General features: G+C 72.4%; 21 protein-coding genes. 13 read left to right on the top strand and 8 right to left on the bottom strand.

Features of this window, described 5'->3' with window-relative positions; all coding sequences use genetic code 11:
• Window positions 1-4 precede the first annotated feature (4 nt).
• Genes ATK30_RS32565 through ATK30_RS32580 form a run of 4 tightly spaced genes read left to right on the top strand, consistent with a single transcriptional unit; the run spans window position 5 to window position 3,621 of the window.
• Window positions 5-925 carry a LysR family transcriptional regulator gene (locus ATK30_RS32565; protein ID WP_043840302.1) on the top strand — a complete coding sequence of 307 codons (921 nt, stop codon included), beginning with the start codon at window positions 5-7 and terminating at the stop codon, window positions 923-925.
• Between the two features lie 11 nt (window positions 926-936).
• Window positions 937-1,950: a class II fructose-bisphosphatase gene (gene glpX / locus ATK30_RS32570; RefSeq protein ID WP_043840300.1), complete on the top strand. Its 1,014-nt coding sequence runs from the start codon at window positions 937-939 to the stop codon at window positions 1,948-1,950.
• Window positions 1,947-2,909 (top strand): class I fructose-bisphosphate aldolase, encoded by a 963-nt coding sequence (locus ATK30_RS32575; RefSeq protein ID WP_043840299.1) that lies wholly within the window; start codon window positions 1,947-1,949, stop codon window positions 2,907-2,909. Before glpX ends, ATK30_RS32575 begins: the two co-directional genes overlap by 4 nt.
• The gene (locus tag ATK30_RS32580; protein WP_043840297.1) at window positions 2,899-3,621 is read left to right on the top strand and encodes an HAD-IA family hydrolase; all 723 of its coding nucleotides are present in this window, start codon (window positions 2,899-2,901) and stop codon (window positions 3,619-3,621) included. The genes ATK30_RS32575 and ATK30_RS32580 overlap by 11 nt, the downstream gene beginning before the upstream one ends.
• Before the next feature lie 85 nt (window positions 3,622-3,706).
• Here ATK30_RS32580 and ATK30_RS45785 read toward each other — a convergent pair whose 3' ends face one another.
• Both ATK30_RS45785 and ATK30_RS45790 read right to left on the bottom strand, forming a co-directional pair.
• Window positions 3,707-4,876 carry a GAF domain-containing sensor histidine kinase gene (locus tag ATK30_RS45785; RefSeq protein WP_200864595.1) on the bottom strand — a complete coding sequence of 390 codons (1,170 nt, stop codon included), beginning with the start codon at window positions 4,874-4,876 and terminating at the stop codon, window positions 3,707-3,709.
• Window positions 4,873-5,535: a response regulator gene (locus ATK30_RS45790; protein WP_198545250.1), complete on the bottom strand. Its 663-nt coding sequence runs from the start codon at window positions 5,533-5,535 to the stop codon at window positions 4,873-4,875. Before ATK30_RS45790 ends, ATK30_RS45785 begins: the two co-directional genes overlap by 4 nt.
• A gap of 120 nt (window positions 5,536-5,655) precedes the next feature.
• Between ATK30_RS45790 and tkt the strand changes: the two genes are divergently transcribed.
• From tkt to ATK30_RS32610, 5 genes are read left to right on the top strand one after another with little or no spacing between them, the layout of a single operon-like run.
• The gene (gene tkt, locus ATK30_RS32590) at window positions 5,656-7,689 is read left to right on the top strand and encodes a transketolase (RefSeq protein WP_067579050.1); all 2,034 of its coding nucleotides are present in this window, start codon (window positions 5,656-5,658) and stop codon (window positions 7,687-7,689) included.
• Window positions 7,674-8,645, top strand: coding sequence for a phosphoribulokinase (locus ATK30_RS32595; protein WP_051173300.1), 972 nt, complete (start codon window positions 7,674-7,676; stop codon window positions 8,643-8,645). Before tkt ends, ATK30_RS32595 begins: the two co-directional genes overlap by 16 nt.
• Entirely contained in the window at window positions 8,642-9,358 is a 717-nt protein-coding gene (gene nuoE / locus ATK30_RS32600; protein ID WP_051173299.1) for an NADH-quinone oxidoreductase subunit NuoE, read from the top strand. The genes ATK30_RS32595 and nuoE overlap by 4 nt, the downstream gene beginning before the upstream one ends.
• Window positions 9,355-10,650, top strand: a complete 1,296-nt coding sequence (locus ATK30_RS32605) for a complex I 51 kDa subunit family protein (protein WP_232791566.1) — start codon at window positions 9,355-9,357, stop codon at window positions 10,648-10,650. The genes nuoE and ATK30_RS32605 overlap by 4 nt, the downstream gene beginning before the upstream one ends.
• Entirely contained in the window at window positions 10,647-12,977 is a 2,331-nt protein-coding gene (locus ATK30_RS32610) for an NADH-quinone oxidoreductase subunit G (RefSeq protein WP_051173298.1), read from the top strand. The genes ATK30_RS32605 and ATK30_RS32610 overlap by 4 nt, the downstream gene beginning before the upstream one ends.
• A 92-nt stretch (window positions 12,978-13,069) precedes the next feature.
• On the opposite strand, the gene ATK30_RS47345 is transcribed toward ATK30_RS32610, so the two are convergent.
• The 3 genes from ATK30_RS47345 to ATK30_RS32620 form a co-directional block, all read right to left on the bottom strand.
• A complete protein-coding gene (locus ATK30_RS47345; protein ID WP_158242534.1) occupies window positions 13,070-13,177 on the bottom strand; it encodes a hypothetical protein in 108 nt (35 codons plus the stop codon).
• A gap of 23 nt (window positions 13,178-13,200) precedes the next feature.
• A complete protein-coding gene (locus ATK30_RS32615; protein ID WP_101438643.1) occupies window positions 13,201-15,981 on the bottom strand; it encodes a trypsin-like serine protease in 2,781 nt (926 codons plus the stop codon).
• A 137-nt stretch (window positions 15,982-16,118) separates the two neighbouring features.
• Window positions 16,119-17,096, bottom strand: coding sequence for a PE-PGRS family protein (locus ATK30_RS32620; protein WP_101438644.1), 978 nt, complete (start codon window positions 17,094-17,096; stop codon window positions 16,119-16,121).
• A 9-nt stretch (window positions 17,097-17,105) separates the two neighbouring features.
• Between ATK30_RS32620 and ATK30_RS32625 the strand changes: the two genes are divergently transcribed.
• Complete coding sequence (locus ATK30_RS32625; protein ID WP_101438645.1) at window positions 17,106-17,993, top strand: PE-PGRS family protein; 888 nt, start codon at window positions 17,106-17,108, stop codon at window positions 17,991-17,993.
• 153 nt (window positions 17,994-18,146) lie between these two features.
• Window positions 18,147-18,680, top strand: coding sequence for a CHAP domain-containing protein (locus tag ATK30_RS32630; RefSeq protein ID WP_093574288.1), 534 nt, complete (start codon window positions 18,147-18,149; stop codon window positions 18,678-18,680).
• Window positions 18,681-19,417: 737 nt separating this feature from the next.
• Here ATK30_RS32630 and ATK30_RS32640 read toward each other — a convergent pair.
• Window positions 19,418-19,858 carry a VOC family protein gene (locus ATK30_RS32640; protein ID WP_101438647.1) on the bottom strand — a complete coding sequence of 147 codons (441 nt, stop codon included), beginning with the start codon at window positions 19,856-19,858 and terminating at the stop codon, window positions 19,418-19,420.
• 83 nt (window positions 19,859-19,941) lie between these two features.
• Between ATK30_RS32640 and ATK30_RS32645 the strand changes: the two genes are divergently transcribed.
• Entirely contained in the window at window positions 19,942-20,460 is a 519-nt protein-coding gene (locus ATK30_RS32645; RefSeq protein ID WP_101438648.1) for a MarR family winged helix-turn-helix transcriptional regulator, read from the top strand.
• 16 nt (window positions 20,461-20,476) lie between these two features.
• On the opposite strand, the gene ATK30_RS45145 is transcribed toward ATK30_RS32645, so the two are convergent.
• On the bottom strand, window positions 20,477-20,635 hold the full coding sequence (locus ATK30_RS45145; protein ID WP_158242535.1) for a hypothetical protein: 159 nt from the start codon (window positions 20,633-20,635) through the stop codon (window positions 20,477-20,479).
• A 235-nt stretch (window positions 20,636-20,870) separates the two neighbouring features.
• On the opposite strand from ATK30_RS45145, the gene ATK30_RS32650 reads away from it, so the two are divergent.
• Window positions 20,871-21,872 carry a sigma factor gene (locus tag ATK30_RS32650; protein WP_416332929.1) on the top strand — a complete coding sequence of 334 codons (1,002 nt, stop codon included), beginning with the start codon at window positions 20,871-20,873 and terminating at the stop codon, window positions 21,870-21,872.
• Here the strand turns inward: ATK30_RS32650 and ATK30_RS32655 are convergent.
• A complete protein-coding gene (locus ATK30_RS32655) occupies window positions 21,806-23,290 on the bottom strand; it encodes an aldehyde dehydrogenase family protein (RefSeq protein ID WP_101438649.1) in 1,485 nt (494 codons plus the stop codon). The two genes, ATK30_RS32650 and ATK30_RS32655, sit on opposite strands and share 67 nt — an antisense overlap.
• Between the last annotated feature and the right edge of the window lie 208 nt (window positions 23,291-23,498).

Genomic DNA, 23,498 nt, shown 5'->3' on the forward strand with positions numbered 1-23,498 from the left:
CGTTATGACGACATCAGCGCGGTTGCGGGCGTTCGTCGCGGTGGCGGAGACCGGGTCGGTGTGGGCGGCGGCGCGGCGGCTCGCGCTCACCGAGTCCGCGGTGTCGGCGGCGGTGTCGGCGCTGAGCAAGGACGTCGGCGTGCCGTTGGTGGAGCGGGAGGGACGCGGCGTACGGCTCACGCGAGCAGGCGAGTCCTACGCCGGCCACGCCCGCGTCATCCTCGGCCTGCACGAGGAAGCGGTCGTCGCCGCGCGCGGCGAAGCCGATCCCGGGAGCGGGCTGTTGCGGCTCGCGGCCGTCACCACGGCGGGCGAGCACGTGCTGCCGTCGGTGCTGGCCCGGTTCCTCGACCGGCACCCGCGGGTGGAGCTGCGGCTGAATGTCGGCACCAGCGACCAGGTGTGGGCCTCGCTCGCGAACCACGACATCGATCTGGCGATCGGCGGGCGGCCGCCCGCGTCCGTGCGGGAGGCGCGGGTGTTCGCGGTGCGGGACAACGAACTCCTGGTGGTGGCCGCGCCCGCGCTGGCGCCCGCGTTCGACCCGGCGACCACGACCTGGCTGCAGCGCGAACCGGGTTCGGGCACCCGTGCGACGAGCGAGGCGCTGCTGGCCGCGCGCGACCTCGATCCGCCCGCGCTCACCCTCGGGTCGAACGGCGCGGTGGTAGCGGGTGCGGTCGCTGGGCTCGGCGCCACGCTGGTGTCGCGGGACGCGGTCGAGCGTCAGCTGGCGAGCGGCGAGCTGGTGCCCGTGCCCATGGCGGGCACCCCGCTGCACAGGCCGTGGCACGCGGTCGGGCAGCGACGGCTCACCGCGGGTTCCCGGCTGTTCGTCGAGCACCTGTGCGGTGCCGAGGACGGCTGGCGTTCCCCCGGCCGTTCCACCGCGCGGGGGAGCCGCGAGGACCGGTCCGGTCCGTAGCGTCGCCCGGCATGCCTACGATCGCACCTGACCGAAACTTGGCACTGGATCTCGTCCGCCTTACCGAATCCGCCGCGATGGCCGCGGGCCGCTGGGCGGGCCGCGGCGACAAAGACGGCGCGGACCAAGCGGCCGTCGACGCCATGCGCGCCTTGGCCTCGACGCTGCCGGTGCGGGGCGTCGTCGTCATCGGCGAGGGCGAGAAGGACCAGGCGCCCATGCTGTTCAACGGCGAGGTGATCGGCGACGGCCGCGGGCCGGAGTGCGACATCGCCGTCGACCCGATCGACGGGACCACGCTCACCGCCAAGGGCATGGGCAACGCGGTGTCGGTGCTCGCGGCCGCCCCGCGCGGCGCCATGCTGGACCCGTCCGCGGTGTTCTACATGGAAAAGCTGGTCACCGGCGCGGAAGCGGCGGGCGCGGTGGACCTCGACGCGCCGGTCGCCGACACCGTCCGCGCGGTCGCGAAGGCCAAGGGCGGCGAGCCGCGCGACGTCACGGTCTGCCTGCTCGACCGGCCCCGGCACGCGGAACTGGCCCGCCAAGTGCGGGAGACGGGCGCGCGCATCTCGTTCATCGCCGACGGCGACGTGGCGGGCGCGATCATGACTGCCCGGGAGGGCACCGGCATCGACCTGCTGCTCGGTGTCGGCGGAACCCCGGAGGGCGTGCTCGCCGCCTGCGCCATGAAGTGCCTCGGCGGGGTGATCCAGGGCCGGTTCGTCGTGCGGGACGAGTCCGAACGCCGTCGCGCGCTCGACGCGGGACACGACCTCGACCGCGTGCTCGTCACCGACGATCTCGTCCGCGGCGAGGACGCGTTCTTCGTCGTGACCGGCGTGACCGACGGGGATCTCATCCGCGGCGTCCGGTACGGCGCGCACCGGGCCACGACCGAGTCGCTCGTCATGCGGGCCCGCAGCGGCACGATCCGCTTCCTGCGCAGCGAACACCGGCTCGACCGGCTCGCGAGTTACAGCGCCGTCGACTACCTGCGGACCGGACGGGAGGCGCTGGCATGAGCGGAGTGCACCGGCTGCCGGCGAACCTGGCCGGCGACGGCCGCGGGATCCTCGCGCTGGACGACGACGCCGCCACCGTGTCCGCGCGGCTGGCCGAGGCGGGCGCGCACGCAGACGAGGAAACCCGCCGCGCCTATCACGAGCTGGTGCTGACCGCGCCCGGACTCGCGGCGGGGATCAGCGGGGTCGTCCTGACCGAGGAGGCCTTCGGCGGGACGCTGCCCGATGGGGAGCCGTACGCGGAGGCACTGATTAGAGCGGGCATCGCGGCGGGGGTACGGGTCGACACCGGCGTCCATCCGCTCGCGGGACTCCCCGGCGAACACGTCACCGAGGGGCTGGACGGGTTGCGGATCCGCTTCGCCGACCTCGCCTCGCGGGGCGCCCGGTTCGCCACGTGGCGCTCGGTGTTGCGGGTAGGGGACCGGTTGCCGAGCCGCCCCGCGAGCCGCGCGAACGCGCACGCGATGGCGCGTTTCTCCGCGCTGTGCCACGAGACGGGCATCGTGCCGGTCCTCGAACCGGAACTGTCCGCGGAAGGAACGCACTCGCTCGCACATTGCTGCGCCGCGGCCGCGGTGGTCCTGTCCGACGTGTTCGGCGAACTGCGCGCGGCCGGGCTGCGGCGGCACGCCGTCGTGCTCGCCCCCACGGTGATGTCGCCAGGCGACGAGTCCGGCGAGCGCCGGAGCGCCGGTGAGATCGCGGAGGCCACGATCGGCGTGCTGCGCGCCGCGGTGCCCGGCACCGTCGCTTGCGTGGCGGTCCGCCGCGGCGACCAGGAGACCGTCGCCGCGCTGCGGGCGATCCCGGCGCCGTGGCCGGTGACCTTTTCCGTCGGCGCCGCCCGGGCATTCGCCGTCTGGCGGGGTCGCGCGGACAAGATCGCCGCCGCGCAGCGCGTTCTTCGAGCGGATGTCCGCGCGTTCAACGGAAAGGCGGACGACCGTGTCGCGTGAGGACTGGGCAGCCGTCGTGTTCGATGTGGACGGCACCCTCGTGGACAGCGAACGCGACGGGCACCGGCTGGCGTTCAACGCCGCCTTCGCCTCGGCCGGCCTGCCCTACCGCTGGGACGTCGCGGAGTACGGCGACCTGCTCGGGGTCGCGGGCGGGCGGGAGCGGCTGACCGGCTACCTGGAGTCCAAGGGCCATCCGCCGGAGCAGGTCGCCCAGTTCGCCGCGGCACTGCACGCCGACAAGACCAGGCGGCTGCGGTGGATGGTCGCGCAGGGCGCGATCAGCCCGCGCCCCGGCGTGCGCGAGCTGATCCTCGACCTCGCGCTGGCCGGAGTGCGGCTCGCGGTCGCCACCACGGGCAGCAGGGAGTGGGTGGCGCCGCTGCTGGGGAAGCTGTTCGGCGCGACGACGTTCCCGGTGGTGGTGACCGGCGACGACGTGCCCGCGAAGAAACCCGACCCCGCCGCGTACCTGAAGGTGCTGACCGAACTGGGTCTTCCGGCGGCGGACGTGCTCGCGGTCGAGGATTCGGCGGTCGGGCTGCGTGCCGCGCTGGCCGCCGGGCTCGACTGCGTCGTGGTCGCCAACGACTACACGCGCGGGCAGGATTTCACTGGTGCGCTCGCGGTGTATCCCGGGTTCGCCCGCTTCCGCTCCGACCGGAGCGGCCCGGTGCGGGGGTTGTCGGTGTTTGCGCGATCGGCGCGGTGACTGGGTCTGTGGTGCCGTGGTGTGGCGATCAGTTCCGCGCGTTCGGGCGTGCTGGTCATGCTGTGGCCGCGGGGGTTGGCGGTGTTCACGCGACCGGCACGGTGACTGAGACCGTCGTGCCGTTCTCCGGTGAGGAGGACACTTCCAGCCGTCCGCCGATCAGTTCCGCGCGCTCGGCCATGCTGGTCATGCCGTAGCCGCTGGACCGGTCGTCGCCGAAGGACATGGTGTCCCGGTCGAATCCGCGGCCGCGGTCGCGCACCCGCAGCAGGACACCCCGGTCGGTCCTGCGCAGTGTGAGGGTCGCCGCGCCGGTGCCCGCGTGCTTGATCACGTTCTGCAGCGCCTCCTGGGCGATCCGGTACAGCGCCACCTCGGTGTGCTCGGGCAGCCGGCATTCGTCGATTTCGGTCTCCACGGCCAGTTCCGCGGTGGACCGGGCGAGGCTCGCGAGGCTGTCGGCGAGGCCGAGGTCGTCGAGCACCGGCGGGCGCAGCCCGCTGACCGCCGCGCGTGCCTCGTCGAGGGTGAGGTCCGCGAGTTCGCGGGCCTTCACCAGCTGCTCGGCGGCGAACTCCGGATCGAGCGCGGCCTCGAGGTGGAACCGCAGGCTCACCAGCCGCTGGGTGATGCCGTCGTGGATGTCGCCGGCGAGCCTGCGCCGCTCGGTTTCCTGCGCGGCGATCACCTGCTCGGTGAACCGTTCGTGGGCGCGTTCCCGCGCGGCGAGCCTGCGGTGCGTGCGTGCCTGGTGCACCGCGCCCGCGAGCAGGCTGCCGATCGTGGTCAGCAGCCGCACGTCGCGGTCGGTGAACTCGCGGCGCACGCGGGTGTGCACGTTGAGCACGCCCGCGAGCCCGCCGGGGCTGCTCGACATCGGCACCGACGCCATCGAGGTGTAGTCCTCGCCGCGCAGCTCCGGGAAATACCGGTAACGCGGGTCGTCCTCCTTGCCCTCGGCGACCACCACCGGCTCGCCGTGCGAGGCGGCCCAGCCCGCGATGCCCTCGCCGAGCGGGAGCCGGACGCGTCCCGCCGCCGCGTCGAACGGGGCGGTGGCTCCGGCGAGGACCAGTGCGGAGTCCCGGTCGTCGAGCACGTGGACGAAGCACACGTCGGTGTTCGTGGCCGACACGATCAGGTCGGCGACCTTCGCCGCGAGCGCGGACAGCTCCGGTCCCGCCGAGATCGCCTCGATGATCCGGACGAGCAGGGTGTTCTCCCGCTCCGGGTCGGCCAGCCCGAGCCCGGTCACCGGAAGATCCCCTCGCGCAGGGCGACCGCGACCGCGCCGGCCCGGTCGCGCACCTCCAGCTTGCGGAAGATGGCGCTGACGTGACTTTTCACGGTTTCCTCCCCGAGCACGAGCCGGGCGGCGACGGCCCGGTTGGACAGGCCGGCCACGAGCAGTTCCAGCACCTCGCTTTCGCGCTGGGTGAGGTTGAGCCGCGCGCCCGGCCAGTACTCCCCGGCCTGCAGGCGCGCGGCGGACGCCACGGCCCGGCCCGCCATCGCCGAGTCCACCACGGTCTCGCCCTCGGCGGCCAGTTCGAGCTGGCGCACCAGGCTCTCGCCGTCGATCGACTTCAGCAGGTAGCCCGCCGCGCCCGCCCGCAACGCCTGGAACAGGTACTGCTCGTCGTCGTAGGCCGAGAGCAGGACCACCCGCCGTCCCGGGGATTTCTCCACCAGCTTCCGGCACAGGTCCAGCCCGCTCTCCTGGCCGCGGAGCCGGACGTCGGAGAGCACCAGGTCCGGGTCGAGGCCCGTGACGACGGGCTCGGCGGCCGCCGCGCTCACCGCCTCGCCCACGACCCGGACCCGGCCGCGGAATCGGGCGAGCAGTGCTTTGAGCCCTTCGAGGACCATCTCGTGATCGTCGACGAGCACCAGGCGCAGCGGCGTGGAACGCATGACCCGAGCCTAGAGCGAGCAGGGCCGCGCAGCGATCCCCCGCGCCGCCCCCGGCACGGGGGATCCGGGCCGCCGCCGGTCTCCCTAGCGTCGGCACGAACCACATCTGCGGAGGTGTTCATGCGGCTGGTCGAGATCGAAGAAGGGGCTGATCGAAGGGCGGGCACGGATGCCGACGCCCTCGCGATCACCACGATCCGGATGCTCGCCGCGGACGCGGTGCAGGCGGCGGGCAGCGGTCATCCGGGCCTGCCGATGGGCGCGGCCGCCCCGGCCTGGGTGCTGTGGTCGCGCTTCCTGCGCCACGATCCCGCCGACCCCGAATGGCCTGACCGGGACCGGTTCGTGCTCTCCGCCGGGCACGGATCGATGCTGCTGTACGCGCTGCTTCACCTGTTCGGCTACGACCTGCCCCGCGACGAGCTGCGCCGGTTCCGGCAGTGGGGATCGCGCACCCCCGGCCATCCCGAGCACCGCTGCCCGCCCGGCGTGGAGACCACCACCGGCCCGCTCGGGCAGGGGCTCGGCAACGCTGTCGGCATGGCGCTCGCCGAGCGGATGCTGGCCGCACGCGCGAACACCGCCGAGCACCCGGTGGTCGGCCACCGGACGTGGGTGCTGGCGGGCGACGGCGATCTCATGGAGGGCGTCAGCCACGAGGCGGGGTCGCTCGCCGGGCACCTCGGCCTCGGCAGGCTGATCGTGATCTACGACGACAATGACGTCACCATCGACGGGCCGGCGCACCAGAGCTGCACCGACGACGTGCTCGGCCGCTTCGCCGCGTACGGCTGGCACGTCCAGCGGGTCGCCGACGGAGAAGACCTCGACGCGCTGACCACCGCCTTCGACGCCGCCGTCGCAGCGGAAGACAAGCCGAGCCTGGTCGCCGTGCGCACCACTATCGGCCACGGTGCCCCGACCGTCGCCGGCACGCCCGAGGCGCACGGCGCGCCGCTCGGTGCGGCGGAGCTGGCCGCGACCCGTGCCGCGTTCGACTGGCCGGACGAACCGTTCCATGTTCCGGCCGAGGTCCGGGAACACTGCGCGCGGCTGGCCGCGTCCGGCGCGGCGGCGCGTGCCGGGTGGCTCGGCGTCCGCGCCGCGTGGGAGCGGGCGCATCCGGAGCTGGCGGCCGTCTGGGGCGGCGCGGCGGCGCCGCCGGCGGACCTCGAAAAGCTTCTGCCGATCTTCGAACCCGGCAGCGCGACGGCGACCCGCGCCGCGTCGGGGGCCGTGCTCGCCGCACTCGCCCCCGAGTTCGCCGGCCTGGTCGGCGGCTCGGCGGACCTGGCCGGCTCGACCTGTACCACGTTGCCCGGCACGAAAGCCGTGACCAGGGACGATCAGAGCGGCCGGACTGTCCACTTCGGAATCCGCGAGCACGCCATGGGCGCGGCGCTGAACGGGATGGCGTTGCACGGCGGATTTAGGCCGTTCGGCAGCACGTTCCTAGTCTTCTCCGACTATCTGCGGCCCGCTGTGCGGCTGGCGGCCCTGATGCGCTTGCCGGTGGTGTACGTGTTCACCCACGACTCCATTGCGGTCGGCGAGGACGGCCCCACGCATCAGCCGGTCGAGCACCTGGAGTCGTTGCGGCTGATCCCGGGCCTCGCCGTGCTGCGGCCCGGAGACGCGAACGAGACCGCCGAGTGCTGGCGGGTGGCGCTGCGCCATGACGGCCCGGTGGCGCTGGTGCTCAGCCGCCAGTCGTTGCCGGTGCTGGAACCGGTGCGCGGCAACGCGATCGCCGCGCACGGCGCCCGGATCGTGCGCGACGACGGGCGCGAGCCCGACCTGACGCTGGTGGCGACCGGGTCCGAGGTGGCACTCGCGCTCGACTCGGCCGCCGCGCTGGCCGTCGAGGGCCGGGCGGTCCGGGTGCTGTCGGTGCCGTGGCGGGAACGATTCGCCGAGGCACTCGCGGCGGGCGCCGAGCTGCTGCCGCCTTGCCCGGCGGTGTGGCTGGAGGCAGGCGTCCCGCACGGCTGGGAGGCGCTGGCCCGTCCCGGCGACACGGTGCTGGGGCTGCGGCGGTTCGGGGCGAGCGCGCCGGGGCGGGTGGTCTGCCAGGCGCTGGGCTATTCGGTGCCCGCCGTCGTGCGGGCGGCACTCGAATGCCTGGGAAAGGAGACGGCATGCCGGACAAACTGATCAGGATCCAGCGGCAGACCGGCGACGCGCCGCGGCGGCGGCCGGTCATGATCGCCATCGCCGGGGACAGCGCGGCGGGCAAGACGACGCTCACCTCCGGCCTCGTCGCCACGCTCGGCCCGGACCGGGTCACCGCGATCTGCGTCGACGACTACCACCGCTACGACCGGGAAGAGCGCAAGCCGCTGCCGTTCACCGCGCTGCACCCCGACTGCAACTACCTCGACATCATGGAGCAGCACCTGCAGCTGCTCGCGGCCGGACACCCGATCCTCAAACCGGTGTACGACCACGGCACCGGGCAGCTGGCTCGCCCGGAACTGGTCTCCCCGGCCGAGTTCGTCGTCGTGGAGGGCCTGCTTCCGTTGCACAGCAAGCTGTCGCGGGCCTGTTTCGACATCGCGATCTACCTCGACCCGCCGGAGGAGATCCGGCACGGGTGGAAGGTGCGCCGCGACACGGAGAAACGCGGCTATCGCGAGGAGCAGGTGCGGGCCGAACTGCGGCGGCGGGAACCGGAGTCGGCCGCCTACATCCGTCCCCAGCGGGCCGCGGCGGACATCGTCGTCCGGTTCGCGCCGATCCCCGGCCGGGACGACCCGCCGGGCACCCCGCTGTCCGGGGAACTGCTGCTGCGCCCGACGATCCGCCATCCGGACCTCAGCGTGGTGCTCGACGGCCGCCGGACCGTCCATGTGCGGCTGAACCGCGACACCGACGGCCGCCCGGTCGACGCGCTCCACATCCACGGCTACGCCTCGGCCGAGGAGACCGCGCTGGTGCGCAGGGCGATCTGGCCGCAGCTCGGCCTGCCCGGCGAACCGCCCGGCTCCCTCGGCGACCTCGGCGGCGGCAGGCGCAGCGAACCGCTCGCGATCACGCAGCTGCTGCTGCTGCACCATCTGCTCGGCGCGGCGGAGACCCAGCACGCGGCCTTCGCGGCGGCGACGCCGTGAGGGCCGCGCGGACCCGGGCCGCGAAGCCGGCGGCACCGGCTCCGGCACCGCTGCCCGACCTCGCGGAGGTGCTCGCCGACGACGCGGAGGAGATCCTCGCCCGGTACCCGGTGCGGCGCTCCGCGCTGCTGCCGCTGCTGCACCTGGTGCAGTCCGAACGAGGCTGCGTCGACGTCGACGGAATCTCGTTCTGCGCCAGCACTCTCGGGCTCGCCGAGGCCGAAGTGCTCGCGGTCGCCACCTTCCACTCGATGTTCCACCGCGAGCCCGTCGGCGACCACCTCGTCGCGGTGTGCACCTCGACCTTGTGCGCGGTGCTGGGCGGTGACGCGATTCGCGATTCGCTGCGCACGCACCTCGGGCTGTCCGGCGACGGCACGACCGAGGACGGCGCGGTCACGCTCGCCACCGTGGCATGTGTCGCCGCGTGCGACTACGCCCCGGTGGTGATGGCCAACTGGGAGTACTTCGACGAGATGACTCCGGCGCGGGCGCGTGAGCTGGTCGACGATCTGCGAGCGGGCCGCGCCGTGTGGCCGACCCGGGGTGTGGGTCCACTGTGCACATTTCGGCAGAACACCCGGCTGCTGGCCGGATTCCCGGATGAACGATCCTATGTGGACAGTGCGGTGACCACGCCGGGACCACGCACCACCGAGGGCGTCCGGCTCGCCGAGGCACAGGGCTGGCACGCACCGGAGGAGAAACCGTGAGGGCGCCGAGCAAACTGCTGATCACGCCGGTGCTCACCCGGTCGTGGACCGGCCGCAGGCCGTGGACGCTGCCGAGCTATCTCGGCCACGACGGGTACACCGCGCTGGCCGCCGCGCGGAGCATGCCGCCGGGGGAGGTGATCGCGCTGGTACGGGCGGCCGGGCTGCGCGGCCGCGGCGGAGCCGGGTTCCCCACCGCCGCCAAGTGGGGCGCGCTGCCCCGCGACGGCGTGTCCCGGTATCTCGTGGTCAACGCCAACGAGGCGGAACCGGGAGCGTGCAAGGACGTCCCGCTGCTGCTCGCCAATCCGCACGAGGTGGTCGAGGGCGCGCTCATCGCCGCGCACGCGATCGGCGCCCGGCACGTCGTCGTATACCTGCGAGGCGAGGTGCTGCCCGCGTTGCGGCGGCTCCAGCACGCGGTCGCCGAGGCCGCCCGCGGCGGCTATCTCGGCACGGTGTCGCTGGTGGTCCATGCCGGGGCGGGTGCGTACGTGTGCGGCGAGGAGACCGCGCTGCTCCAGTCCCTGGAGGGGCGGCGGCCGCAGCCGAGCCTGCGCTCGCCGGGCGAGCGGGCCGCCGTGCTGTACGGCCGCCCGGCGGTGATCAACAATGTGGAGACGATCGCCCGCGTACCGTCCATCGTCCGCAACGGTCCCGCGTGGTTCCGGTCCATGGGCACGGAGGACTCGCCGGGCTGCACGCTGTTTTCCCTGTCCGGGCACCTCGCCCGGCCCGGGCAGTACGAAGCGCCGTTCGGCGTGACCGCGCGCGAGCTGTTCTCGCTCGCCGGCGGGATCCGACGCGGGCACCGGCTCAAGTTCTGGTCGCCGGGCGGCGCGTCCGCGCCCGTCCTCACCGCAGGCCACCTCGACGTGCCGCTGGATCACGCCGGTGTCGCCGCGGCCGGGTCGGCGCTCGGCGCAGCCGCGGTGCAGGTGTTCGACGAGACCACCTGCGTGGTGCGGGCGGTGCTGCGGTGGGCGGAGTTCTACGCCGCCGAGTCGTGCGGCAAGTGCACGCCGTGCCGCCAGGGCACCGGATGGCTCGTGCGGGTGCTGCGCGATCTGGAGCGCGGGGCCGCGGACGCGTCGGCGCTCGGGACGCTGCTCACGGTGAGCGAAACGATCACGAGTGCCTCGTTCTGTGCGTTCGGCGCGGGTTCGACCGGCGCGCTCACCTCGTCGCTGACGCATTTTCGCGACGAGTATCTCGCGCACGTGCGGCTGCGCGGCTGCCCGTTCGACCCGGCACACAGCACGAGATTCGCGGCGGCGGGAGCGATGCGATGACTTCGGTGACAGTGTCCATCGACGGGGCGGAGGTGACCGTGCCGGAAGGCACGCTGCTCATCCGCGCGACCGAATCCGCGGGTGCCGAGGTGCCCCGGTTCTGCGATCACCCGCTGCTCACTCCGGTCGGCGCGTGCCGGCAGTGCCTGGTGGAGGTCGAGGGTCTGCCGAAGCCGGTGACCGCGTGCACCACGGAGGTCGCGCCGGGCATGATCGTGCGTACCCAGGCCACCTCGCCGGTTGCCGAGAAGGCGCAGCGAGGGGTGCTGGAGCTGCTCCTGATCAACCATCCGCTCGACTGCCCGGTGTGCGACAAGGGCGGCGAGTGCCCGCTGCAGAACCAGGCGATGGCAGGCGGGCGGGACACGTCGCGGTTCACCGGTCCGAAAAGGACGTTCGCGAAGCCGGTCCCGCTCTCGCGGGCGGTGCTGCTGGACCGCGAACGATGCGTGCAGTGCGCCCGCTGCACCCGGTTCGCCGACCAGATCGCGGGCGACCCGCTCATCGGGTTGCTGGAACGCGGTGCGGCGCAACAGATCGGCACCGGAACCGGCGCGGCTTTCGACTCGTACTTCTCCGGCAACACCGTGCAGATTTGCCCGGTCGGCGCGCTGACAAGCGTCGCGTACCGGTTCCGCGCCCGTCCGTTCGACCTCGAGTCCACCCCCACCGTCTGCGAGCACTGTGCGTCCGGCTGCGCGACGCGCACCGACACGCGGCGCGGAAAGGTGCTGCGCCGGCTCGCGGGCGAGGATCCCGAGGTCAACGACGAGTGGATGTGCGACAAGGGCCGCTGGGCGTTCCGGTACGCCACCGTCACCGACCGGCTCACGTACCCGCGCGTGCGCGAAGCGCTGACCGGCAAGCTCACCGCCGTGGCCTGGCCGCTGGCGTTCCGGGTCGCCGCGCGGGCATTAGCCGCTGTCCGCGGCCACGCGGGCGTGCTGACCGGCGGGCGGCTCACGGTCGAGGACGCCTACGCCTACGGCCGGTTCGCGCGGGTCGTGCTCGGCACCAACGACGTGGACTTCCGGGCGCGGCCGGTCTCCGCCGAGGAGACGGAGTTCCTCACCTGGCTGGCTGGCCGCCCGAGCGCGACGTACGCCGATGTCGGGTCGGCCTCGACGGTGGTCCTGGCCGGCCTCGAACCGGAGGAGGAATCGCCGATCCTCTTCCTGCGGTTGCGGAAAGCCGTGCGCACGGCGGGCACGAAGGTGTACTCGGTGGCGCCGTTCACGACCCGGGGGCTGGTCAAGCTGTCCGGCACGTTGCTCCGTGCCGCGCCGGGGGAGGAGCCGGCGGCGCTCGACGAGCTGGTGGCCGGGCCCGGTGCCGTCGTGCTGGCCGGAGAGCGGCTGGCCACCGTGCCCGGAGGGTTGTCGGCGGTGGTCCGGCTGGCCGAACGCACCGGCGCGCTGCTGGGCTGGGTGCCCCGCCGAGCCGGTGAGCGAGGCGCGCTGGCGGCGGGTGCGTTCCCCACGCTGCTGCCCGGGGCCCGTCCGGTCGCCGACGCGGCCGCGCGCGCCGATGCGGCCCGCCTGTGGCAGGTCGCCGAGCTGCCCGCGGAGCCGGGCCGCGACGTCGCGGCGATGCTGGCGGGCGACCTGCGCGGGCTGCTGGCCGGCGGGGTGGAACTGGACGACCTGCCGGACCCGCGGGCGGCGAGGGAAGCAGTGGCCCGGATGCCGGTGGTGGTGAGCCTGGAGCAGCGCCCGAGCGCGCTCAGCGAACTGGCGACCGTGGTGTTCCCCGTGGCCACGGTCGCCGAGAAGGCGGGCACGTTCCACAACTGGGAGAACCGCCCCCGGACGTTCGAGGCCGCGCTGCGGAGCGCGGGCACCCAGCCGGATCTGCGCGTGCTGGCGGGTATCGCGGAGGAACTGGACGTTCTCGCGCCACGCGACGGATCGGCCGTCCGCGCCGAACTCGCCGCGCTGGGCGCCTGGCCGGGCCGGGCCGCTCCGCCCCCTGCCGCTCCGCCCGCAGTCCACGCTCTCCCCCGGCCGCGGGCGGGGGAGGCCGTGCTCGCCACATGGCGCCCGCTGCTGGACGGCGGCCGCCTCCAGGACGGGGAGGAACACCTGGCGGGCACGGCGCGGACCCCGCTTCTCCATCTCTCCGCCGCCACGGCCGACGAGTTCGGCATCCAGCCGGGAGACCCGGTCACGGTCAGCACGGACCGAGGCGCCATCACCCTCCCCACGACGACCGCCGACCTCCCGGACCGCGTGGTGTGGCTGCCGCAACGGTCGGCGGGCAGCGCGGTGCACGCGGAACTGGGGGTCACCTCCGGCGCGGTGGTCCGGCTCAGCCGCTCGTCCGGCTGAGCCCGGACGTCGTGGACGAGATCGAGGCCGGTTCGCACTGGAAGGTGTCGCCCCCGCGCAGGGGACGGCGTCTTCCGGCGGCTGAGGGGAACTCAGCCGAAAACGAACCAGAAGAGCGTCGTCGCGGCCTTCTTCCCGGATGCGTCGGCGACTGTGACCGTCACCTGCCTGCTGTCGGCACGGGCCGGTGTCCCGGACACGACTCCGGTCGCGGGGTCGAACGTCAAGCCCGGGGCGAGCGCGGTCGACGACCACCGGTGCCGCCCGAGGACTTCAGCGGCAGGTTCACCGCTTTGCCGGTCCAGCTGTTCTGGTCGCCCGGGTCGGCCAGTGCCAGCGCCGAGGGCTGCCCGCCGGTGACGGTCAGCGGGTAGTGGGCAGTCTGCGCCGATTTCGCGCTCTTGCCGGAGATCGTGACGTCGTACGTTCCGGCCGGAGTGCTCGCGCTCGTGGCGATCGTGAGCGTCGGGTGGCCGCCGAGGCCGACGCTCGCCGGGCTGAACGCCGCCGTCGCGCCCGAGGGCAGGCCGGCGGCGGTCAAGCTGATCGCCCCGGCCGTCGGCGGGTTGCCGCCGTCCGGCAGGTGCGGGGCGAGGTCCGCGGCGTAAGCGGAGACTCTGGCGTAGACGGCGGACCAGCCGCACGAGGTCGACATCCACGAGAACACTCCGACGACCGTGTTGCCGACCAGGTACGGTCCGCCGCTGTCGCCGACGCACGCGCCGGCGTGGTGGTCGGTGTACCCGGTGCAGAGCATCGCCGGGGTCTTGTACTGCTCCTGCCCGTGGGGGCCAGTGAAGCGGCCCTTGCAGGCGCTGTCCTCGGCGATCGGGACGTCGGCCTGACGCAGCACGTTGCTGTGGGTGTTCGCGCCGGTTTCGCCCCAGCCGATCGAAATTCCTTTCGTGCCGGGCGCGCCGAGGCCTGGGTCGGTGTTGAGCTTCGGGTACGTCGTCCCGGCGGGGACCGGCAGGTCCTTGTCGAGAGTCACGACCGCGACGTCCGCGCCGACGCTCCAGTCCGAGTAGTCCGGATGCACCCACTGCGCGGCGATTTCGGCTGTGGTGCCGGTGTTTTGCGCGAGGTCGTCGTCGCCGTAGACGAACCACTTGCGGCCGGGTTTCTCCAGGAGGCAATGGGCGGCCAGCAGTACCGTGTGCGGTCCGAACAGCGTGCCGGTGCAGGACTGCTGTCCGGGGAAGGCCGAACCTTCGCGGCGCATCGAGATGATGAACGGGTGCTCGGCGGTCGTGGTCGGAGTGCCGCCTACGACGCTCGGCGAAGCAGCGGAGGACTCGTTAGCGGTGACGGTCGTGCTCGCCGAACTGCCCGCGGCGACGCTGCCCGAAGCCGGTGCGGCCGACAGCGTGAAGTCCTGCGCCGGAGGCGGGGTGTCGCCACCGGTCAGCTTGGCGGCCAGTGCGTCGGCCTTCGGGGAACCCCAGCCGGTGCACAGGTCGTAGCCGATGCCCGCGTTGTAGCTGCCGTTGCCGCCCGAGGTGACGTCGTGGAAGGTCGAGGCGTAGTCCGCCGAACCGGCGATCCGGTAGAGGCTCGGGTTGAGCTGGCCGAGCCGGGATTTCCCGCCGCTGAGGGATTTCTGGTTCAGCATCGCCGCGTAGCCCGCCCACAGCGGGGACGACAGGCTGGTGCCGCCGACGTCGAGCCAGCCGCCGTTCAGGTACACCGACAACGCGCCGGCACCGTAGTCAGCGACCATCGAAACGTCCGGGACCGAGCGGTACCGGTTCGTGCCGGGCTGCCAGTCCGGGCGCGAGTAGATCTTCGAATACCCGCTGCCGCTGCTGCCCTGGTTCCAGCACGACTCCGACCGCCACGTGCCCGCGCTGCCGGTCGTCCGCAGCTGGGTGCCGCCGACGCCGGTGAACAGCGGGTCGCTCGCCGGGTAGCTGGCCTGGACCGTTTCGTTGTCGCCCTGGTAGCCGCAGCCGGTGCCGCCCCCGCCGCCGGACGCGGAGAACATCGTGACGCCCTGCGCGGCGAGCTGGGTGTAGGAATCGTGCGAGGCCGCGATCGGGCTCGACTCGCAGATCTCGCCGTTGAGCCACGATCCGGAAAGGACGGTGATCTTGCCGTCCGAGGCGATCCGCGCCATTTCGTGCACCCACGCCTGGTCGGAGTTCGGCGCGGAGTAGACGACCTGCTTGGCCTTCGGCGCGGTCGCCGCGACGGCCAGCACGTCGAGCGTGGCCTCCGCCTGGTCGCTGCCCGGATTCGGCGCCCCGCCGTCCACCTTGACGACCTCCGGTCTGACAGCGGGTTGTTTGAAGTACTGCGTCCAGGCGTCGATGTCGGACTGCTTGAACGTGTCGAACTCGATCAGCCCGACCGTCTCGCCGGAACCGTCGTAGCCGCCGGAGACGCCGGTCATGCTGTAGGCGGTGCGCAGTTGTGCCGGGGTGTAGCCGCCGCCGGGACCGGACGGGCCCGCCGGTGCGCTCGCCCGGTGCGCGGCGGGCCGGTTCGTCAGGCCGGCGACCCCGCGGACGACCGCGGCGATGTCCGAGGGGACCGCGGTTGCCTCGGTAGCGTTGAAAAACCGCTCGCCCTTGGCTGACCGGAAGCCGGAAAGCGAGGTGCTGAACGCGGTTTCCACTGCGCCGGGGGTGCCGGACGCGGTGACGACCTGGCGGTTGCCGGTGACGTCGTCGATGCGCATCCCCTTGCCGGTCAAGTACTTCCGCACCTGGTCGACCGCACTGGCGGTGGGGCCGAACCGCTCGGTGTATTCGGCGGCGCTGAGGTAATGGCGGTACAGCGGCGAGTTCGGGTCGGCCGTGTCGGCGACGTACCGTTCGGCTCCCGCTTCGTCGCGGGGCTTGAGCGCGACGGACACGGTGACTTGGCCGGGCAGAGCGGAACTGTCCGCGGTGGCGCCCGCGGGGACGGCAGGGGCTGCGGGCAGCGGGATCACCGGCGGCGCCGGCGGGGAAAGTGTCGCTGTCGTCAGGAAAGCGGCCACGAGGAGAGTCGGACTTCGCATGTGCTGCTCCGGATTGGTGAGGAGGAATACAGCACTGCGCACGGTAAGAACCGCGTTCCCGCCTCGGCCGCGAAAAGTGGAAACCACGCCGTGGAGCCCGGATTTCCCCAGTTCAGCGGGCCGCGTTCACAGAATTGCTACCAGGTCCACTCGACGCCGATGATTCCGGCGCGGACCTCCCGCGCCGCCAGCGTCGCCGCGCCGCTCCCGGTAGCGCGCAGTTCCTCCACTTTGCGGCGGGGTGCGGCGAGGTCGCGTTGTTCGAAACGGCGAATGCTTTCGGGAACGTTCGAGCCGAATTGCACGCGGCAGGTGTAGAGGGGAGCGGGCCGGGTGAACCTGCGGTGGTATCCCTGCACCGGACGGCCGGGCGGAAACACGAATTCGTACTCCACCGCCGCGACGTCCCCGGCCCGCAGTTCCCGGTCGAAGAACAGCTCCGCGATCAGGAGCCCGCTGACCGCGTCGACCCGGGTCCGGCCCGCGCGGCAGCAGTGTCCGGCTGCGAAGCGCGGAGGCTGCCGCGCGCGGTCCTCGGTCTGGTAGTAGGTGGCCATCCGGACGACCCCGTCCACCGCGGCCTCGGCCACCAAGCGCACTCTGAGCAGGCGTTCCTGGCGATCCTCGGCCACGAGAAGTTCGTCGTGCACCGACCGCAGCCGCACCTGGTCCTCCGGCGGCAGGTCGAATTCGAGCGACGAGGGCCGCACCGACGGCCACAGCCGGCGCCGTTCGAGCAGGGGAGTCCGCTGCGGGCGGGAACACTGCCGGTCTTGCGGCCCGAGCAACGACGTGAGGCCGCCCGCGCCAAGGCCGAGCACCTGTTCGAGTTCGACGACCGCGTGCAGCGACGCCTCGCGGCCCGGCAGCGATCGCCCGGTCCGCCAGTAGGCCAGGGCGCTGCGCGACACCGTCACCCCGCGGGCGGCCAAGTGTTCGCGCAGCCGTTCCAAGGTCAGTCCGGCGCCGCTGATGGCGGCGTCCAGTGCGTCGGCGAACGAGGGCACGGCGTCCACTGTGGCCCGCAGCGGCCCGCCGGGCCAGCGTCGTTCGTCGGATACCGTGGGGGAAATGCGGACTTTCGTGGGTTCCGGAACGCCCGTGCGGGAGATCATCCTGGAACCGTGACTCGGCCTTCCGCGGGCTCGTTCGCGGTCACACTGGACACCGCGATCGAGGAATCCGGGCTGTCGCTCGACCGGCTCCAGCACCACCTCGCCGCGCGCGGGGTGCGGCTTTCGCGCTCGGCGCTGTCCTACTGGCGGCGCGGCCGGTCGCAACCGGAACGCGAGACCTCGATCGCCGCCGTCGCGCAGCTGGAATCCGTGCTGAGCCTCGAACCCGGGACGCTGACGTCGAGGCTCGGCCCCAAAGCGCCGCGCGGGCGCTGGCTCGGCGAACCCGCCTGCCGGATCGAACGCCGCCGGCTGTGGCCGCAGTTGCGGGCGTTCTCCGCCGAGCTGAAACCCCCGCCGGACGGGCAGCTGTCGTTCTGGTCGATCCACGACCGCATGCTGCTCGACGAGCACGGCGGCGAACGCGCGCTGCAGGTCCGGATGGTCGCCGAGGCCGCCGTCGACGGCGTGGACCGCATGATGGCCTACTACCAGGCCGATTCGTTCCTGACCGCCGGCCCGGTTTACCGCTGCGTGCGCTCGGCGCGGGTCGGCCGGGTCTGCGTCGACCGCGAGACCGGCATGGTCGCGGCCGAACTGCGGCTGGAGCGCGCGCTGGCGCTGGGCGAGGTGACGATTGTCGAGTACGAGATCCGGTTCCCGCCGGGATCGCCGACCGGCCACTACCACCGCCGGTTCACCCGCCCGGTCGCGGAGTACGTCTGCCAGGTCAGCTTCGGTTCGCGAGTTCCGCGCCGTGTCCGGTCCTTCGAACAGCGCGGGCTCGGCGGTCCCGAACATCCCGGCAGTCCATTGTCCGCCGGGGCCACGCACACCACGACGCTGGCGCTGCGGGACGTCCGGCCCGGCATCTACGGCACCGGCTGGCAATGGTGAACCCGGCCGGCGCCGCCAATTCTGTGAACAACCGCCGCCGACCAGGCAAGACTTCCCCCGGCGGACCAGTTGTCCACAAAGGCCTGGTTCGGAGGTGATCGGCGACTTACCGTCACGGCGCATTCACTCCCCGAACACCGAAAGGTCTTCCCCATGCGCCGTCCCTCCCGCGCCATTCTGACCTTCGCCGCCGTCGCAGCCTTCGCCGTCAGCGGTACGGCCACCGCCACCGCGACCACTGAGACGGCTGCCCAGGCGACGTCGATGGCCGCTCATTTCGGAACCGTCCCGGCCTCGTCGACGGCGAGCGCCATCGGCGACATCTACCCCGCGAAGTGGCGCAACGTGCCGCAGGACTCCGTCGTCGACGACTGGAACATGTACAACCGCGAGTGCGTCTCGTGGGCCGCGTTCAACATCGCGCGCCACGGCGAAAGCGCGAACAACTACGGCGACGCGAAGTACTGGGACGACAACGCCCGCAACAACGGCTACCGCGTCGACAACAACCCGACCGAGGGCTCGATCGCCCAGACCGACAACGGCACCTACGGCCACGTCGCCATCGTCGACAGCGTGCACGGCGGCACGGTCACCGTCGAGGACTACAACTGGGCCGGCGACGGGCACTACCTCGTGCACGACGTGAGCGCGTCGTCGTTCCGCTACATCCACTTCTACAACTGATCCCGGAGCCCGGCACGCGTTCGTTCAGCCGGGGATCGCTCCTGGCGACGACCACGGCGGCGGTCGCTGTCGTGCTGGTGCCAGGAGCGGCCGGACCAGCCCGCGAAAGCCGCTGGCGCTGATCTGGGGCAATGGCACCGGTGCCACCGTCGGCCAGTACGAACTCCTGTTCACCCATCTCGCCGGCTGGGGTTGCCCTCGTCGCCGCGGTGAACACCGGACAGTCCGGCTCCGGCACGGAGATGCTCGACGGGGCGCAGTACCTGATCGCCGAGAACGCCCGGCAGGGCAGCGTTTTCCACGACCGCGTCGACACCGGGCAGAGGGCCGCCGCCGGTCCCTCCCAGAGCGGAGGCGCCATCGCGGCCGGTGCCGACGCACGGTCCGGTGTTCTTCGTATCGGGGCAGCCGGACATCATCGACCCGGCACCTTATGTTCGCGCGCATTTCGCCGCGTGCGGCCAGGTGCCTGCCGTCTACGGGCAGTTGCGCAGCGCCATGCACTTCTTGCCGGGCGACACGCGGTACCGCTTCGTCGGTGCGAGCCCCGCGCTGCGGCAGGACACCGCGGCTGGGTCGGATTTCGCGCGCAACGGCCGGGCCGAAGAAGCTCGAACCGGGCGGGAGCGGACCGTCGATCGCGCCGGGTGCGGCAGGAACGCGACGGGGGATCCGGGTGGTGTGTCCTCTGCCGGAAGCGGTGCTGTCCGCTGGGAGCGGCACCGCTTCCGGCGCGTTCAGCCGAGTTCTTGGGCGAGCCCGACGACGATGTTCTCCGGCCCCCGTACGTAACACAGCAGGAACATGTTCTCGTACTGCACCACTTCGTCGACCAGCTCGGCTCCGTGGGCGCGCAGGCGGGCCAAAGTGTCCTCCAAGTCGTCGACCGCGAACATCATCCGGCGGATGCCGAGCGTGTTCGCGGGGGCCTTCCACGGCTCCGGGGCGATCGCCTTCGGCTGGTGGAATTTCGCCAGTTCCACCCGGCCGGGACCGTCGGGGACGCGCAGCATGGCCACGTCCTGCCGGATGTCGGCCAGTCCGACCACCTTTTCCGCGCCGCGCCAGTCCAGCGGGCCCTTGTTTTCCAGTTCCAGCCCCAGTTCGACGAAGAACGCGATGACCGCGTCGAGATCCTCGACGACGATGAGGACGTTGTCCATCCGCTTGACCGTCATGCGGTCACCGTAGCCCCGTGCGGGACCTCCCGAAAATCTTAGTGGTGCTATTCTTAGCCCAAAGCTATTCACGGGGGTGCCGGATGCCGAAGCGGACCGAGCCGGACGAGGTTGACGAGATGCTCGCGCAGTGGCGCGCCGAGGTGCCGGAGGTCGACACGTCGCCGCTCGCGGTGTTCGGGCGGCTGCATCGTGCGTTCGACCGGTACCAGCGGCAGCTGACGCGCGTGTTCTCCCGCCACGGGATCACGGTGGCGGACTTCGGGATCCTCGCCGCGCTCCGGCGGGGCGGCGCGCCGTACCGGCGCACGGCGGGGGACCTCGCCGACACCAACCTGCTCACCACCGGCGGCATCACGCAGCGGGTCGACAAGCTGGTGCAGGCCGGGCTCGTCCGCCGCGAACGCGACGAGGACGACCGGCGGGTCGTGTTCATCGGCCTCACCGAGGACGGGCTCGCGGCCACGGACAAAGTGGTGCACGAGCATTTTCCCAACGAAAACCGCATGCTGGCCGGGCTGACCGCGACGGAACGGGCGCAGCTGGCGAAATTGCTGGGGAAACTGGAGCAGTCGCTGGACCAGGCCGAGTTCGGCGGCTGAGTCCGTCGGCCCGGGGTCACTTCTCCTGGTCCCGCGGCGGAGCATTCTTCGGAGGGCGCGGATAGCGGGCGAGCATGAGCCGTTCCCGGTCGTCGGCGGGAATATTCCACTCGCGACGGGCGTGGAGGGCGCGGCGGAAGACCGCGAGCCGTACGAGGGCGAGCAGGACGGTCATCGCGAGCAGAGTCCAGGCGTAAGCGGGCAGTACGATTCCCCGATTTCCCGATTTCCCGATTCGCCGATTCGCCGGCGCGCGGATCGGGGTCGGCCGGAAAAGCTGTCATGGAGTGCGGGGACGGTAGCCAACCTCGGCATGCCCCTCGTGTCCGCCAGTCCTCCGGGCATCACGACCCCAGGCGGCCCGCGTGTCCGTTCCCGCCGGCCAGAGTGACGCCGAGTTGATCGCCGCCGTGCGTGCGGGAACGGTCAGCGCCTACGGCACCCTCTACGAACGGCACTGCGAGGCGGCCCGCAACCTGACCTGCCAGCTCGCCAAATCCGATGCGGAGGCCGACGACCTGGTGTCCGAGGCGTTCGCGAGGGTGTTCAACGCCCTGTGCACGGGCAAAGGACCCGGCTCGGCCTTCCGCGCGTATCTGCTGACCACGCTGTGGCATGTCGCCCACGACGTGACCGAAGACCTGTCCGAGCCGATCGGCAAGGACGCGGCGGCGCTGGCTGTGCCGTTCGCGGACACCGCGGTCGGCGCTCGCCGCGAAGGCGTTCGCTTGGCTGCCCGAACGCTGGCAGGCAGTGCTGTGGCACACCGAGATCGAACAGCAGAGCCCGGCCGAGGTCGCGCCGCTGCTCGGACTGACCCCCAACGGTGTCCCGGCGCTCGCCTACCGCGCCCGCGAGGGGCTCCGGCAGGCCTGTCTGCAGGTCCATTCGTCGGAGAACCAAGCGGAAGGCTGCCGGGCGACGGACTGCCCCAACGGGAGCGTGTTCGGGTCGAGAACCACTTGGACGGATGCGAGAGCTGCCGTGCGCTCGCCTCGGAACTTGTGGATATCAACGGCGGACTGCGCATGATCATCGCCCCGATCGTCCTGGGCGGGGCGGCCCCCGGTTACCTGGCGACCGTCAGCACAGAGAAAGCTGCGGCCGCCGCCGCGGGTAAGGCGAGTGCTCGACAGCCGGTCGCCGTCGCGGTGTCCGGAACCCGTCTTCATCGCGGCGCTCGCCGTTGGGGCAGTCACCATGGCGCCTGCCGCGGGCGGTATGCAGCGGCCTCCGGCTGCCTCCTCGCCGATCGCCACCGTATCTCTTGTCCGAGATCCGAAACGTCTTCAACCACGTCGCCGAGTCCTGGCAGTGCGGCACGGCAAGGTCCGAACCTGCTGATTCAGCCCCGCGCCCACGGGATCGGCTCGTCCGCGAGGCTCAGGTACAGGCTCTTCTGCCGCTGGTAACTGCGGATCGCGGTGCGGCCCTTGTCCGTGCCGAGGCCGCTTTCCTTGGTGCCGCTGAACGGTGTCGAGATGCTGAACTGCTTGTAGGTGTTGATCCACACCGTCCCGGCCTCGATGCGGCGTGCCAGCCGAAGCGCGCGGCGGTAGTCGGCGGTCCAGATGCCGCACGCCAGGCCGTAGACGGTCGAGTTGGCCTGGGCGACCAGGTCTTCCTCGTCCTCGTAGGGCAGCAGGACGCCGACCGGTCCGAAGATTTCCTCCTGGCACGTCTTCGCGTCCGGGGCGAGGCCGTCCAGCAGGGTGGGCAGGTAGTACGCGCCGCGCGACAAGCGTTCGTCATCGGGGATTCGGCCACCGCAGCGGACGACCGCACCTTCTTCGCGGGCGCGGTCGACCATCGCGGCCACCTTGTCGCGGTGCGCGAACGTCGCCAGCGGAGCGACCTGAGTGGCGGGGTCGGTGCCCGGGCCCAGTCGCAAGGCGGTGGCAGCGGCGATCAGCCGGGAAGCCCATTCGCCGTACTGCCTGCGCGGCAGGAAGATTCGCGATCCGGCGACGCAGCTCTGGCCGGTCGAGGAGAAGATTCCATACAGGATTCCGGCGACGGTCTCCTCGACGTCGGAGTCCTCGCAGACGATCGTCGGGGATTTGCCGCCCAGTTCCATGGTGACCGGGATGATCCGGTCCGCGGCGACGCGGCCCAGCACGCGCCCGGTGGTCGTGCCGCCGGTGAAGGCGAGCTTGCCGACCAGCGGGTGCCGGGAGATCGCGTCGCCGACGACCGTGCCGGGGCCGGGCAGGACCGACAGCAGCGCGGGCGGCACGCCCGCGTCCTGGACGAGGCGGGCCAGTGCCAGCGAAACCAGGGGAGTGGCTTCCGCGGGTTTGAGCAGGACGGCGTTCCCGGCGGCCAGCGCGGGGGCGATTTTCTGGGCGTCGCTGGCGATCGGCGAGTTCCACGGCGTGATCGCGCCGACGACTCCGATCGGTTCGTGCACGCTCATCGTCAGGTGCGCGCCGCGGCTCGGCGGGAGTTCGCCTTCGAGGGTTTCGAGCGCGGCCGCGTAGTACCGGAAAGTGCCGGCCGCGCTCGCGACCAGCGCGCGGGTTTCGCCGAGCGTCTTGCCGGTGTTGCGGGTTTGCAGCAGGGCGAGCGGCTCGGCGTGGTCCTCGATCGCGTCGGCGACGCGGGCCAGCAGCCGGGCGCGCCGGTGCGGCAGCAGGTCTCGCCACGCCGGGTCCGCGGCGGCCGCGGCACCGGCGCGGGCGGCGGCGTCGACCTGGGCGGAGTCGGCGGCGTGGATCGAGGCGACCGTTGACCCGTCGGCGGGATCCACGCACGCGGACGCGGGACCGCCGCCGCGCTGCCAGCCGCCGCCGACCGGGATTTCGTCGGGCGGGACGGGGAAGGGCTGCATGGGCGACGTCCTTTCGGCACGGGTGACGGGGATGCGACCGAGGAAACCTTAGGACTAAGGTTTCGTCAACCCTCTGGCCGGATCAAGGACCGGTACCTGGCTCCCAGGCGGCGCCATGGGCGCGGTTGCGGGTGCGGGGCCGGGCGGCTCTCGTCGCAGCCGGAGCGGAGGGCGGGGTCGCCGCCCGTGATCCCCTCGCGGACCTGCG

Source organism: Amycolatopsis echigonensis, from assembly GCF_002846615.1.
GTDB lineage: Bacteria > Actinomycetota > Actinomycetes > Mycobacteriales > Pseudonocardiaceae > Amycolatopsis > Amycolatopsis echigonensis.